Genomic DNA, 15,039 nt, shown 5'->3' on the forward strand with positions numbered 1-15,039 from the left:
ATTTATTGTTGCTCCTTATTTGCAGCAAGGATGAGCTCTTTTGCTCCTTGTTTAATTAAACGGTCCGCAGCCTCTAATCCAACTTGCTTCGGATCATTACCTACTACTATCTCTTTCAATAAAACAGAACCGTCCATAGAACCGACAAGCGCTGTTAATTCGATTGCATCATTTTCTTTAAGAGTTGCATATCCAGCGATTGGAACTTGGCATCCACCTTCAAGTTTATGAAGAAATACTCGTTCAGCAGCCACTGTTCTTTCTGTTACTGCATCATTAATATGCGCTAACAACTGAAGTAAATCCGTATCATCCTCACGACATTCAATCGCTAATGCACCTTGTCCTACGGCTGGTACACATAACGTTTCATCTAAATGTTCTGTAATAACTTCTCCGTCCCAGCCCATTCTCTGTAATCCAGCTGTCGCTAAAATAATTGCATCGTAATCTTCATCTTTTAACTTACGTAAGCGTGTATCGATATTCCCGCGAATCCATTTCACTTGTAAATCTGGTCTCGCAGCTAGTAGTTGTGCACTACGTCTCAAACTACTCGTTCCTAAGATCGCGCCTTCTGCTAAGTCTTTAAACGATTCTCCGTTTTTAGAAATAAAAGCATCACGAGGGTCAACGCGCTTTGGCGTACAACCAATCGTTAATCCATCTGGAAGTACAGCTGGCATATCTTTCATACTATGTACAGCCATATCAATTTCTTTCGTAAGTAACGCATGTTCAATTTCCTTTACAAATAAACCTTTTCCGCCTACTTTTGAAAGAGTAACATCTAAAATAACATCACCTTTTGTGACGATTTCTTTCACTTCAAATTCATATGGTAAACCAAGCGCTTTTAATTGATCAATAAACCAATTAGTTTGTGTTAATGCTAGTTTACTCTTTCGTGAACCTACAATAATTTTGCGCATAATTCTCTCTCCTCATTATAAATACCAAAAGTGGAAATTAGATAAACTGCTTAATAGAAAAATGTTAACTAGCATTACGAGAAATGCCCCGATATTCCACTGCACAATTTTCTTACCTTGCAACACATCTGCTGCTCGTAAATATAAGCCCACGCAATATACAAATAGAACGACAAAAGACCCAATTACTTTCGTATCATACCAATGGAAATTATCCAATTTTGTATATCCCCATATGCATCCTAATATAATTGCTAATAAGAAAAACGGAACAGAAAATAAATTTAATCCGTAAGACATAGATTCAAGCTTCGGCAAATTTCCTAATCTTCTTAATCTCGCATTCCACTTTTTCTTTTTTAATAGTCGGTATTGCAATAAATACATAATAGAAAAAATAAACGATACAGTAAACGTTGCATAAGAAATAATCGCCATACCGACATGCACGTATACAAGTTCTGAAACTAATTGCTCTGCAAGTACTGGCGACATCTTCCCGAGCGGTGTAAAAATAGAAAAAGCGCTTACGCCAAATGCTACAACATTTGTAAAAAAGACTAAAAAGTCAATACGCATAAATCGATTAATGACTAATGACATCGTAATCAATAACCAAACATAAAAATAAATCCCTGATAATAAAGTTAAAATAGGATTCGTTTCTGAATCTGTAGCCCTAAGCAACATAAAGATAGACTGCAGAACCCATACAATCGAAAGTAACCAAAAAGCAAAGCGGTTCGCCTTTCGGTTACTTTGGAAATAATCTATAAAATATAAACTAATGCTACAAGCATATAAAATAATTGCAATATGATAAATAATACTGTTATTTAAAAAACTCATCCGATCATCCTTCCAAGTTATAAAGATGGAACGGATGGTGTCCACGCTCTTTTATGTTCTACTTCTTCCGTATTTCCCGCTTCTTCCACTTCTAAATCAAAAATCTTCGCAAATAAAGCTAATTTTTCGCCAGCTCCCTCTTCAACAGCTAATTCTTTAGCTACTAAAATTGGGTCTTTTAACAATTGGTTAATAATACTTTTCGTATGTTTACTAATTACTTTTTTCTCACGATCACTAAGGTTTGGTATTTTTCGCTCAAGACTTTCCATCGTATCACTTTGAATTGCTAGCGCTTTATCACGAAGAGCTGATATTAACGGTACAACACCTAGCGTACTTAACCACGTTTTAAATAAAACCATTTCTTCTTCAATCATAAATTGAATTTTCTCTGCTTCTTTTAAACGTTCAGCACGGTTTGCTTCAACTACACCTTGCAGATCGTCGATATCATATAAGAAAGAGCCTTCTAATTCATCAATCGCTGGATCAATATCACGTGGTACTGCAATATCAACCATAAATAACGGACGACCAGAGCGCATTCTCTCTACTTTTGTCATCATTTCTTTCGTAATGACATATTCTGATGCACCCGTTGAACTAATTAAAATATCCGCTTCTAATAATGCACATTGCAATTCACTTAAAGGCTTTGCATGTCCCATATATTTCTCAGCCATCACTTCCGCTTTCGTAAGCGTCCTATTCATAACCGTTACTTTACGAGCTCCACTTCCGTATAAGTTTTGCAGTGCAAGTTCACCCATCTTACCCGCACCAAGAATAAGTACATGACAATCTGTTAAATCGCCAAATATTTTCTTTCCGAGCTCAACAGCAGCATAACTAACAGACATCGCACTTTCACCAATCGTTGTTTCTGAGTGCGCACGTTTTGCTAACGTAACCACTTGCTTAAACAACTCATTAAAAATTGTACCTGTCGCTTTTACTTGTTGTGCTTCTAAAAAGCTATCTTTTATTTGACCTAAAATTTGCGTCTCTCCAACAACCATAGAATCCAAACCGCACGTTACGCGGAATAAATGATCTATTGCGCCATCTTGTTCAAAAATAGACAAGTATGGTGCGATTTCTTCTATTTCAAGCTGAAACCAATCAGCTAAAAACTTCTTAATGTAATACCGTCCCGTGTGTAATTGATCGACAACAGCGTAAATCTCAGTGCGATTACAAGTTGATACAATGACATTTTCTAGCACGCTCTTTTGGTTTTGTAATGTAGTCATTGCTTGCTCTAGCTCTGCTGCCTGAAATGTGAGTTTCTCACGAAATTCTACAGGGGCTGTTCGATAATTTACACTAACAACAAGAATATGCACGCAGCATGTCCCCCTTCACCCGTTTTATCACTTTATCTACTATCATAATACAACTTTCCTCTTATGAATCTGACAATCGTGTGAACAACTGATTATTTTTTATTTATTCTCCATATGTAATAAAGGAGCTTCAGTAAGATTAATAAAGAACTTTCTACTTTATAATAATTATAAAATAACAACTCTATTTGTACGTTACCAAAAAAAGTCCTCATAATCAAGTGATGGAAACTATTCCATATTAATTATAACATCATCTTTTCTATCTTCTTTCATCATGAAGGAAAATATGTATGATTGTTCCAAAATATAGTACTCACTTTCTCGATGCAATGCATTTGACATTGTATTTCTTTTTCGTTATATTGGTTTTACAAAATTAAATTGTGCACAATTTAAAAATACAAGGAGTTGCCTATGAAAGAAAATCCTTTGCATCTAGATAACCAACTTTGTTTTTCTATTTACGCTTGTTCTAGAGAGGTTACCCGTTTTTACCGCCCCTATTTAGAAGAAATGGGCATTACGTATCCCCAGTACATTACTTTACTCGTACTCTGGGAACAAGACGGACTAACAGTAAAAGAAATTGGAGAACGTCTATTTTTAGATTCTGGTACTTTAACACCTATGTTAAAACGTATGGAATCATTAAAACTTGTACAACGTGTTCGTTCAAAAGAAGACGAGCGAAAAGTTTGTATTGAATTAACAAAACAAGGTAAAGATTTAAAAGAAATAGCTTGTTCATTACCAACAACGATGGCTACAAATTTAGGCATTACAGAACAAGAATATCATTCTTTATTAATCCAATTAAACACGTTAATTGAAACAATGAAAAAAATTAATGACAGAAAAGGGGAATAAACATGGATAAATTATATACTGCTTCAGTAACAGCAACAGGTGGAAGAAACGGTAAGGTAGTTTCAGATGATGGCATATTAAATCTTGATGTAAAAATGCCAAAAGCACTAGGTGGCGCAGGCGGAGAAGCAACAAATCCAGAACAATTATTTGCAGCTGGTTATGCAGCTTGCTTTGATAGTGCATTACAACTTGTAATTCGTACAAAACGTATGAAGGTGGAAAGTACAGAAGTGACTGCACACGTTTCTATCGGTAAAGATACAGATGGTGGTTTCGGACTATCTGCTGTACTTGACGTACATGTTGCTGGTGTTTCTCATGCCGAAGCACAAGAACTTGTAGAAGCCGCTCACGGTGTATGTCCTTACTCTAAAGCAACAAGAGGAAATATTGAAGTTACATTAAACGTACGCTAAAAGTTTAGTAAATAACAAAAAACGCGCGACATTCGTCACGCGTTTTTTGTTTTTGTCATTTTATGAATTGCTTTCCATGCTTCTTCTTTTCCAAGTCCTGTTTCAGAAGAGAATAGAACGATTTCATCGCCAATTTCAACAGCAAGCGTTTCTTTTACAACTTTTAAATGCTTTTGCCATTTCCCTTTCGGAATTTTATCGGCTTTCGTTGCAATAATAATTGTTGGGATTTCATAATGCTTTAAGAAATCATACATCATAATGTCATCTTTTGTTGGTTGGTGACGTAAATCAACTACTAATACAGCTGCGTCTAATTGCGTACGTGTTGTAAAGTAAGTTTCAATCATTCTGCCCCATGCCGCGCGCTCTGTTTTAGATACTTTCGCATATCCATAACCTGGAACGTCAACAAAATGCATCATTTCATTGATTAAGAAAAAGTTCAGCGTTTGCGTTTTTCCTGGTTTAGAAGAAATACGTACTAACTTTTTACGATTTAAAATTTTATTAATAAAGGAAGACTTCCCGACATTAGAACGACCTGCTAAGGCAATTTCTGGTAAATCACTGTCTGGATATTGTTCCGGTTTAACGGCACTAATTACAATATCTGCTTTTGTTACTTTCATTGTTTCACTCCTACTAATGCGTGCTCCAATACTTCGTCTAAATGAGATGCAAGCACAAACGTAAGGTTTTCTTTTACGCTCTCTGGAATATCATCTAAATCTTTCTCATTTTCCGCCGGTAAAATAATTTTTGTTAATCCCGCGCGGTGAGCACTTAATGTTTTTTCTTTCAAACCACCAATCGGTAATACACGACCACGAAGTGTAATTTCACCTGTCATACCAACTTCTTTACTTACAGGAATACCTGTTAGTGCAGAAATAAGTGCCGTTGCCATCGTAATACCTGCTGATGGTCCATCTTTTGGAACTGCTCCTTCTGGAACATGAATATGAATATCGTTTTTCTCATGGAAATCCGGATCAATATGAAGTTCTTCTGCACGAGAACGAATATAGCTAAACGCGGCTTGTGCGGATTCTTTCATAACATCCCCAAGTTTCCCTGTTAAAATTAATTTCCCTTTTCCTGGCGCTACAGACACTTCAATTGCAAGTGTATCGCCGCCCGCTGCTGTGTAAGCTAAACCTGTTGCCATACCAACTTGGTCTGTTTTTTCAGCTTGACCATAACGGAATATATGCTTACCAAGTAAATCAACAATATTTTTCTCTGTTACAACAATGCGCTTGCGTTCTGCTGTAACGATAATTTTTGCTGCTTTACGGCAAACTTTTGCAATTTGACGCTCTAACGTACGAACACCAGCCTCGCGTGTATAATAACGAATAATTTCAAGAAGCGCTTCATCACGTACTTGCAAATTACCTTTTCGCAAACCGTGCTCTTTTAATTGTTTCGGCAATAAATGCTCACGAGCAATGTGCACCTTTTCAAGTTCTGTATAACCAGCAATTGAAATGATTTCCATACGGTCAAGCAATGGGCCCGGAACACTTGCAAGTGTATTAGCAGTTGCAACGAACATAACTTTCGATAAATCATATGGCTCTTCAATGTAATGATCACTGAAGTTATGGTTTTGTTCTGGATCTAACACTTCAAGTAACGCCGCTGATGGGTCTCCCCTGAAATCGTTAGACATTTTATCAATCTCATCTAATAAGAAGACTGGATTAACTGTTTTCGCCTTCTTCATACCTTGAATAATACGTCCTGGCATCGCTCCTACATATGTACGACGGTGACCACGAATTTCAGATTCATCACGCACACCACCAAGAGAAACACGTACAAAATTACGGTTTAACGATGTTGCGATAGAACGAGCTAACGAAGTTTTCCCAACCCCAGGAGGTCCTACTAGACAAAGAATTGGCCCTTTTAATGAATTCGTTAACTTCTGTACAGCTAAATATTCAAGTACTCGCTCTTTCACTTTTTCAAGACCGTAATGATCTTTATTTAAAATTTCTTCCGAATGAGTGAGGTCAATCATATCCTCTGTTGCTGTTGTCCATGGGAGAGCTAATAACCAATCAATATAATTATGAATGACACCACTCTCAGCAGAACTTACAGGTAATTTTTCATAACGATCTAATTCTTTCAGTGCAGCCTTCATTGTTTCTTCAGGCATTCCCGACTGTTCAATTTTCTCACGAAGTTCTTCAACTTCCCCGCCCTTGCCTTCTTTATCACCAAGTTCAGTTTGAATTGCCTTCATTTGCTCACGTAAGAAATATTCTTTTTGCGTGCGCTCCATTGAACGTTTCACTTTTTGTCCAATTTTCTTTTCTAGGCTAAGTAACTCTTGTTCATCTTGAATAATTGAAATAAGTGTATGTAGTCGTTCTTTCACAGATACAATCTCTAAAATCTCTTGTTTCTGCTTCGTTTTAATCGGTAAGTGAGAAGCAATTAAATCAGCTAGTCTTCCCGGTTCTTCTACATCAGCTACCGTTGCAAATGTTTCATTTGAAACTTTTTTCGAAACTTTAATATATTGTTCGAAATGCTCCAGTAACGTACGCATAAGAGCCTTCTCTTCTAAATCATCTTCTACTTCTTCCGTTACCGTTTTAATAGAAACTTGCACTATATTTTCTTCTTCGATAAACTCTACTACTTCTGCTCTATGTAAACCTTCTACAAGGACACGAAGCGTACCGTTCGGCAATTTTAACATTTGCTTCACTTTCGCCACTGTACCTACACTATATATGTCATCTTCTTTCGGATCGTCGATATTCATTTCTTTTTGCATTGCTAAAAAGATGATATTTTCATCCATTGCCGCCTGCTCTAGTGCTTGTATCGATTTATCACGTCCTACATCAAGATGCAGAACCATCGTTGGATATACGAGAATGCCTCTTAATGGTAGGAGGGGCACAATTCTTTCATTCGTATTCATACTAGACATAGCACCTCCATAATAAATTAAACTCCTGTTCAACTATTTTATATTACAATACATCTAGATGCAATTGCAGAGATTCTTCGCAATTGTTAATCCCCTGTTTTTTTGTGCCTCACGAAAAGAAAAAAGACTCCGCTTAAGCATACAAACTTAAACGAAGTCTGGCAAATTTTTATTATTGTATATTCTCACATTGATTGTGCATCTGTTTCGTCCAAATCATTATGTGCATCAAGCTCACGATGCATATTTTCCTGCATAAATGTTAATTCAAATACTTCTTTTAATTTGCGAACAGGAATGATCTCAATTCCCTTTATTGTATACAAAAATGGTTGCATGTTTTCAGCCGGAATGATGACTTTCTTAGCTCCCGCTTTTTTCGCAGCTTTTATTTTTGCGTACACACCACCAATAGGCTTCACTTCTCCGTGGATACTTATCTCACCTGTCATCGCTACTTCATTATTCACATACGTACGATGCACTGCTGAATAGACACCTGTTGCCATAGCAATACCTGCTGAAGGACCATCAATCGGGATACCACCAGGAAAATTAATATGTATATCATACCCTTCTGGCAACACATCTAGAGAACGAAGTACTGTTAACACATTATCAACAGAACCTTTCGCCATACTTTTACGGCGGATTGATTTCGTTTGATTTCCAATACTTTCCTCTTCTACAATTCCAGTGACATTTACTGATCCTTTATCTTTCGCAGGAATAGCTGTTACCTCAATTTCTAATAACGCACCTGTATTCGGCCCATATACAGCAAGCCCGTTCACAAGACCGATTCTCGGAATTGGATAAATACGTTTTTCGTACTTTGGTGTAAGCTGACTAGAATGAACAACCCATTCAATATCTTCATCTTTAATGAAAGGTCGTTCTTCATTTATCGCCATACCAGCAGAAATTTGCACGAGATTAATTGCTTCTCGCCCATTTCTTGCATACATTCCAATCATTTCGATACCGTTCTCACCTACTTGCATCTCCACTTTGTCAGCTGCATTTTTCGCTACTTTTTGAATTTCTTCTGTATCTAACTCACGGAAGAACACTTCTAAACAACGCGACCTAATTGCAGGAGGAATTTCCTCTGGTGAACGTGTCGTTGCACCAACTAAGCGAAAATCTGCAGGTAAACCTTTTTGAAAAATATCATGTATATACGTTGGAATCATCGAATTTTCTTCACTATAATACGCACTTTCCAAAAACACTTTCCGATCTTCTAACACTTTTAGCATTTTATTCATTTGAATTGGATGTAATTCACCAATCTCATCAATGAACAAAATACCACCATGCGCATCTGTTACAGCCCCTTTTTTCGGTTGCGGGATACCCGCTTGTCCCATTGCACCTGCTCCTTGATAAATAGGATCATGCACTGAACCAATTAATGGATCCGCAATACCACGCTCATCAAACCTAGCTGTCGTCGCATCAAGTTCGATAAATGTTGCATTTGTACGAAATGGAGATTTCGGATTTCGTTTCGCTTCTTCTAATACAAGGCGTGCTGCCGCTGTCTTTCCGACACCTGGCGGACCGTATATGATCACATGTTGCGGATTAGGACCACAAAGAGCCGCTTTTAACGACTTAATCCCGTCTTCTTGCCCTACAATGTCTATAAAGGATGTAGGACGTACCTTTTCCGCAAGCGGCTCTGTTAAAGAAACCTCACGCATTTTACGAAGCTGCTCTAATTCTTTTTTCGATTCTCGATCAATTGAAACTTTTTGTGTTCGCTGATTTCGAAGTAAATGCCAAAAATACAATCCGACAATTACGCCAAAAACAAGTTGAACAAGTAAAAATATATTTGTCCAGCTCATAATTCATTTCCTCCCGCTATGTTTTACCTTTTAGTATTTCCTGGGAGGAATAGTGCTAAACATAAAGAAAAACAGCAATTATAAAAATTGCTGTTTCTTCTTCGCATTATGCAGATGTTTTTGTATCAAGTACAGTACCGTCTTGTAACACCAATTTCGGCGGTTCATTATCAGCTACTGTTTCTTTCGTAAGAATACACTTCTCGATATCTTTGCGAGATGGAAGTTCGAACATTACATCAAGCATCAAGCCTTCAATAATAGAACGAAGTCCACGAGCACCTGTTTTACGTTCAATTGCTTTTTTCGCAATCTCAACTAGTGCACCTTCTTCAAACTCTAACTCAACATCGTCAAGCTCCAATAATTTTTGGAATTGCTTAACAAGTGCATTTTTCGGTTTAGTTAAAATATCTACAAGAGCATCTTCATCAAGCGGCTCTAGGTTCGCAATAACTGGAAGACGACCGATAAACTCCGGAATTAAACCGAATCTTAAAAGATCCTCTGGTAAAACGTGAGATAAAACATGCTTCTCATTTACATCAGCATTTTTCTTCTCAGCACCAAATCCAATTACTTTCTCACCAAGGCGACGTTTAATAATAGGCTCGATGCCATCAAACGCTCCACCACAAATGAATAGGATGTTCGTTGTATCAATTTGAATAAACTCTTGATGCGGGTGCTTACGACCACCTTGAGGTGGAACGCTCGCTACAGTACCTTCTAAAATTTTCAGAAGTGCCTGCTGTACACCTTCACCAGATACATCACGTGTAATTGATGGATTTTCGGACTTACGTGCCACTTTATCAATCTCATCAATATAAATAATTCCTTTTTCCGCTTTTTCTACATCGTAATCAGCCGCTTGAATTAGTTTTAGTAAGATGTTTTCTACATCTTCCCCAACGTATCCAGCTTCTGTTAAAGATGTTGCGTCCGCGATTGCAAATGGAACATTTAAAATACGCGCTAATGTTTGTGCCAATAATGTTTTACCACTACCAGTTGGCCCAATAAGTGAAATATTACTCTTCGCTAATTCTACATCATCAATTTTGCTGTTAGAATTAATGCGTTTGTAATGGTTATATACCGCTACCGCTAGTGCTTTTTTCGCGTTATCTTGTCCGATGACATACTCATCTAAGATTTCACGAATTTCTACCGGTTTCGGTACATCTTTGAATTCTACTTCTTCGTCCTTCGCAAGCTCCTCTTGTACAATTTCAGTACAAAGCTCGATACACTCGTCACAAATGTAAACACCTGGACCTGCAACTAACTTTCGAACTTGCGTTTGTGTTTTACCACAGAAAGAACATTTTAATTGACCTTTTTCATCATTAAATTTAAACATATTTTCACACCCCTTACAAAGTGCTAACCTCTTGCCTTCGTATGTACACGATAAATGTATCGTATGTAAATACATATTATGTCACTACGTAGCGAGAAATACAAATAATATGACTAGTTATGTACAAATAAAAAAATTTTAAAACTTTTGAAATATGTATATTCGACTTACAAAGGCACTTTTCCTTCTTCATCGAAAAGTTTTATAAATATATTTCTATATTTATAAAACAAGGCACGATTAAAATCGCGCCTTGTTATTTTATTATGCAGCGTTGTCTACTAAGAAGTCTACAGCTTTACGCACTTTAAGATCTTCAGATAAAGCGTCTACGCTTCCAAGAGCTTGCTTGATAGCGTCTACTGGCATACCGTACATTTCAGCCATTTTTTCAACTTCTGCAGTTACTTCTTCTTCAGTAACTTCGATGTTTTCAGCTTCAATGATAGCTTCAAGAACAAGATTGATTCTTACACGTTTTTGTGCATCCTCTTTCATTTGCTCTTTTAATTTGTCAGCGTCAGTACCTGTGAATTGGTAGTAAAGCTCAAGGTTCATACCTTGTTGGCTTAAACGTTGCTCGAATTCACGAACCATACGATCTAACTCAGTGTCGATCATAGCTTCTGGAATGTCGATTTCAGCGTTAGCAGCAGCTAATTCTACTACTTCGTCACGTACTTTGTGCTCAGCTTCGTGCTTTTTGCCTTCTTCTAAGTTTGTACGAAGTTTTGTTTTTAATTCATCAAGAGTTGCAACTTCTTCGTCAGCATCTTTAGCGAACTCGTCGTTTAACTCAGGAAGTTCTTTTGTTTTGATTTCGTGAATTGTTACTTTGAATGTTGCTGGTTTACCAGCTAATTCAGCAGCATGGTACTCTTCTGGGAATGATACTTCAACTTCTTTAGAATCACCAGATTTAAGACCAATTACTTGCTCTTCGAAACCTGGGATGAAAGTACCAGAACCGATTGCAAGAGAATAGTTTTCGCCTTTTCCGCCTTCAAATGCTTCGCCATCAACGAAACCTTCGAAGTCGATTACAGCTGTATCACCATCTGCAGCAGTTCCGTCTTCTTTAACAACTAGTTCAGCTTGACGCTCTTGTAAAGCTTTTACTTCGTTCTCTACATCCTCGTCAGTTACAGTTGTTTCAACTTTTTCTACTGCTAAACCTTTGTAATCACCTAATTTAACTTCAGGTTTTACAGTAACTTTTGCAGTGAAAATTAAGTTTTGGCCTTTTTCGAATTTCTCGATGTCAATCTCAGGATGAGCAACTGGGAAGATACCAGCTTCATCGATTGCTTCACCGTATGCTTTTGGTAAGATGATATCTAAAGCATCTTGGTATAAAGATTCAATACCAAAGCGTTGTTCGAATAATGGACGAGGCATTTTCCCTTTACGGAAACCTGGTACATTAATTGTTTTTACTACTTTTTTGAATGCAGCGTCGATAGAGTTATTTACTTCTTTAGCATCAACTTCGATTGTTAAAACGCCAACGTTACCTTCTAATTTTTCCCATTTTGTAGACATTTATTCTTTCCCTCCAACTATAATAATGTATGCACATACCTCTATAGATCAAAATTTTTATTATCTCTTTCTTGAAATAACAAATGTACAAATAACCCTCTAGCAAAAAGCTTTCAGATACAATGTTCCAATCTACTAATTGTCTAAAAGACAACTACGGTATATTTTGTTCGAGACTAATATGAAACATATTAAGTAAGAGAATTATACTCCTCTTCTCTTACAAACAGGCAGATTTCTGCCTTTTGCAACCCTTACATTATAACATAGAATGTGCTCGTTTCAATAACTGAACGATTCTTTTTCATAATTATACGGGCAAATACCCTTCTCTTTCAATGCGCAGTAACCATTGATAGGCAATATGAAATTCCTCAAACTCAATATTGTACGCTGTCATAAGTTCTTCTTCATCAATAGCCAATCCGAAACGCTTTCTTCCAATTCTCTCTAAGACAGCAGCCCAAATTTCTACTTTATCCATTAATAGAGGGAACGGAAAAATGCTAATTTGTAATTCTTTCCAGTATGTAACCATCGTACTAAATATATCTGGATAATTTTGCTCTAATCGGTTTGAGAATTTATGTATAATTTTATCGGATTGCTCCTCATTACGACCTGTAAATGCTGGAATCACCTTTATCGTATTTCCAAACTTCTCTACTTCTATCTCTTCTTCTATTTGATTTTCTACCATTTTATACAAAATAGAAGTTTTTAAATAAGGGTGCTGATCTTCGTCTATTAAAAATTTCTTTAAAGTAGGAAGTGCGAGATCCAGGTCTTTTAACGAAAGTTTCTGGATCACTCTTAGCTTTTGACCAAAGTTTTCTCCAAAAAGCCCATCGGTAAATTCTTCTAATTCAAAATTCGAATCCACTAGCGGTGTATCTTCTGCATTCAGCATCCCTTGTGCAAACAAAGCAAGCTGCGCCAATTTTTCCTTTTGCTCAGGAATTATATCTTTCGTTTGCAAAACTTCCTCAACAGTTTCAATGACACCTTCATAATCATTTGTTTGAACTAAAATAGTTACATACGTTTCAAGAATATCACCAAATAATACAGCTCCTGTTTCAAGTAACTGCTCACATTTTTCTTTCGCTTCTTCCATACGTTTTAATTCTAGCAAACAAATAACGGAAGCTAATTCTGTTTGTTCCGTTTCTGCATTATACTGACGTAATATTTCAAAGCAGCGCAATGCATCTTCGAATTCCCGCTCTTTCAACGCTAAAAAACCTTTATCAATATAGCGTTCTGATAGTTGCGGAAACAATACGACCGTATTTTCTTTTTTATCCATACGTCCGCCTCTTTTTCTAGATTTTAATGATCTTCAAAGTAAATATATCAAATGCGTAATGAGAACACAACATTCCAAAATTATTTATTTGAAATATAGGAATATTCTATTTTCATAACAAAAAAGCAACAAACTTCTAAATGAAATTCATTTTTCACAAACAAAAACCCTCAGCAACAGACGGCAGAGGGTTCATCATTAATGGAAAGCTTTTATAATTGTGGGGTATATAACAAGGGTAATAATTTGGAGAACAATAATTGCCATAACAATCATGCTAAAATAGAAGATTGGTTTACTTCGCTTCATTAAAAACATAATAATAAGCATCGTACAAGCAAACAAACTTAAAAAGAACAAACTCGTTGTCGAACTAAGTATACCACTTGGGACAAAGAACAATAAAACTACACTACAAGTACCTATAATTCCAAATAACCATTCCATTCATTCACTCATTCCCTTTCCCTCTCATGGCAGTTTTTTCTACGCTACTAAATGTTTTACAACATCAATTACATATGTTAACTTTTCATACGCCACAAACCCAAAAGCTACTGTTAAACCCGTTACGATTAATCCTTTCATCATCTCTTCCTCCTCATTTATCGTTGTTATCTTCATTATATAAGATTAGTAATTTGTTACCATCGAACTTCCTTACACTTACCTTACAGAGTTGTAAGATTTCAAAAATAAGTTTAAAATCATGTTAATGTATTTTTGTAAAATTAAGAATTTAATTTACAAGGGGGATTATATATGTTCAAAAAAATGGCAGCTGATGTTTTAGGATTAAGCGATGTAGGTTCTGTCATTACACCAAAAGATTATGATAAGGTTGATGCTGATGATTACGTAATGCATGAAGATGGGGAGAAAATTTACTTTCTTATTAAATCAAAATCGGATGAATATTGCTTTACAAACAAAGGATTAATTCACCTAGATGGTACAAGTGCCACAAGCAAAAAACGTACATTACGCCGCTTTAGCTATAGTAAATATCAAATTAAAAACGTAGCACTTGAAACTGCAGGAACGATTGATTTAGATGTAGAAATTAAATTTCAAATGGGAGATGAGCATTACTCAATTGATGTTCATAAAAAACATATTGAAGAATTAAAAGATTTATATAAGGCTCTTCTTAAAATCGAAGAAATTTCATACGACAACGACATTACATTGCAGTATGCACATAAAAGTTTAGATATGGCATCTAACGCTTTCAGCCGTATTTCAAATGCACAAGTAAATTTAGCAGAACAGTTTAAAGAGATGAACGAGATCGCCTTTAACTGGCTCGTTGATACGAAAAAGCAATATAACGTGAAAGATTACGGTTTTGTCTTTGAAAAATTTATTAATAACTAATTTAAAACAAACAAAAAACCTTGTTATCAAAAGATAACAAGGTTTTTTTAGCGTCCCAGGAGAGATTCGAACTCCCGACCCGTCAATTACCTACGATATATAAACGATTCTTTCATCGCTTGCTGAACGTTCATTTGTGCGGTCAACTGACCGTTTTTGTTAATTAACATTATACGCTATATAGTAGTTCTGCGTCAACGCTGAAAGCACT

At 36.3% G+C, this 15,039-nt stretch carries 13 protein-coding genes; 3 read left to right on the forward strand and 10 right to left on the reverse strand.

Annotated elements, in window-relative coordinates; genetic code table 11:
• Positions 1-2 precede the first annotated feature (2 nt).
• From hemC to hemA, 3 genes are read right to left on the reverse strand one after another with little or no spacing between them, the layout of a single operon-like run.
• A complete protein-coding gene (gene hemC, locus MKY90_RS22765) occupies positions 3-932 on the reverse strand; it encodes a hydroxymethylbilane synthase (RefSeq protein ID WP_002034194.1) in 930 nt (309 codons plus the stop codon).
• Between the two features lie 15 nt (positions 933-947).
• A complete protein-coding gene (locus MKY90_RS22770) occupies positions 948-1,781 on the reverse strand; it encodes a cytochrome c biogenesis protein (RefSeq protein ID WP_002015354.1) in 834 nt (277 codons plus the stop codon).
• Positions 1,782-1,798: 17 nt separating this feature from the next.
• Positions 1,799-3,130 carry a glutamyl-tRNA reductase gene (gene hemA / locus MKY90_RS22775; protein ID WP_002129273.1) on the reverse strand — a complete coding sequence of 444 codons (1,332 nt, stop codon included), beginning with the start codon at positions 3,128-3,130 and terminating at the stop codon, positions 1,799-1,801.
• A 417-nt stretch (positions 3,131-3,547) separates the two neighbouring features.
• Here hemA and MKY90_RS22780 point away from each other — a divergent pair, with 417 nt between their 5' ends.
• Both MKY90_RS22780 and MKY90_RS22785 read left to right on the forward strand, forming a co-directional pair.
• Positions 3,548-4,000 (forward strand): MarR family winged helix-turn-helix transcriptional regulator, encoded by a 453-nt coding sequence (locus tag MKY90_RS22780; RefSeq protein ID WP_002034199.1) that lies wholly within the window; start codon positions 3,548-3,550, stop codon positions 3,998-4,000.
• A 2-nt stretch (positions 4,001-4,002) separates the two neighbouring features.
• Positions 4,003-4,419 (forward strand): organic hydroperoxide resistance protein, encoded by a 417-nt coding sequence (locus tag MKY90_RS22785; protein ID WP_002015349.1) that lies wholly within the window; start codon positions 4,003-4,005, stop codon positions 4,417-4,419.
• Between the two features lie 35 nt (positions 4,420-4,454).
• On the opposite strand, the gene yihA is transcribed toward MKY90_RS22785, so the two are convergent.
• The 7 genes from yihA to MKY90_RS22820 form a co-directional block, all read right to left on the reverse strand.
• Positions 4,455-5,051 (reverse strand): ribosome biogenesis GTP-binding protein YihA/YsxC, encoded by a 597-nt coding sequence (gene yihA / locus MKY90_RS22790; protein WP_002088829.1) that lies wholly within the window; start codon positions 5,049-5,051, stop codon positions 4,455-4,457.
• Positions 5,048-7,378 (reverse strand): endopeptidase La, encoded by a 2,331-nt coding sequence (lon, locus tag MKY90_RS22795; RefSeq protein ID WP_002034201.1) that lies wholly within the window; start codon positions 7,376-7,378, stop codon positions 5,048-5,050. Before lon ends, yihA begins: the two co-directional genes overlap by 4 nt.
• 185 nt (positions 7,379-7,563) lie before the next feature.
• Positions 7,564-9,234, reverse strand: coding sequence for an ATP-dependent protease LonB (gene lonB / locus MKY90_RS22800; protein WP_002034202.1), 1,671 nt, complete (start codon positions 9,232-9,234; stop codon positions 7,564-7,566).
• A 106-nt stretch (positions 9,235-9,340) separates the two neighbouring features.
• Entirely contained in the window at positions 9,341-10,600 is a 1,260-nt protein-coding gene (gene clpX / locus MKY90_RS22805) for an ATP-dependent protease ATP-binding subunit ClpX (RefSeq protein ID WP_000472285.1), read from the reverse strand.
• 264 nt (positions 10,601-10,864) lie between these two features.
• Positions 10,865-12,142: a trigger factor gene (tig, locus tag MKY90_RS22810; protein WP_002015345.1), complete on the reverse strand. Its 1,278-nt coding sequence runs from the start codon at positions 12,140-12,142 to the stop codon at positions 10,865-10,867.
• A gap of 310 nt (positions 12,143-12,452) precedes the next feature.
• The gene (locus MKY90_RS22815; RefSeq protein WP_199627456.1) at positions 12,453-13,451 is read right to left on the reverse strand and encodes a hypothetical protein; all 999 of its coding nucleotides are present in this window, start codon (positions 13,449-13,451) and stop codon (positions 12,453-12,455) included.
• A gap of 198 nt (positions 13,452-13,649) precedes the next feature.
• Positions 13,650-13,898, reverse strand: a complete 249-nt coding sequence (locus tag MKY90_RS22820) for a hypothetical protein (protein WP_001983650.1) — start codon at positions 13,896-13,898, stop codon at positions 13,650-13,652.
• 315 nt (positions 13,899-14,213) lie between these two features.
• Here MKY90_RS22820 and MKY90_RS22825 point away from each other — a divergent pair, with 315 nt between their 5' ends.
• On the forward strand, positions 14,214-14,828 hold the full coding sequence (locus MKY90_RS22825) for a PH domain-containing protein (protein WP_000473869.1): 615 nt from the start codon (positions 14,214-14,216) through the stop codon (positions 14,826-14,828).
• Positions 14,829-15,039: the final 211 nt, after the last annotated feature.

It is taken from the genome of Bacillus sp. FSL P2-0099 (assembly GCF_038007445.1).
Taxonomy (GTDB): Bacteria; Bacillota; Bacilli; order Bacillales; family Bacillaceae_G; genus Bacillus_A; species Bacillus_A mycoides.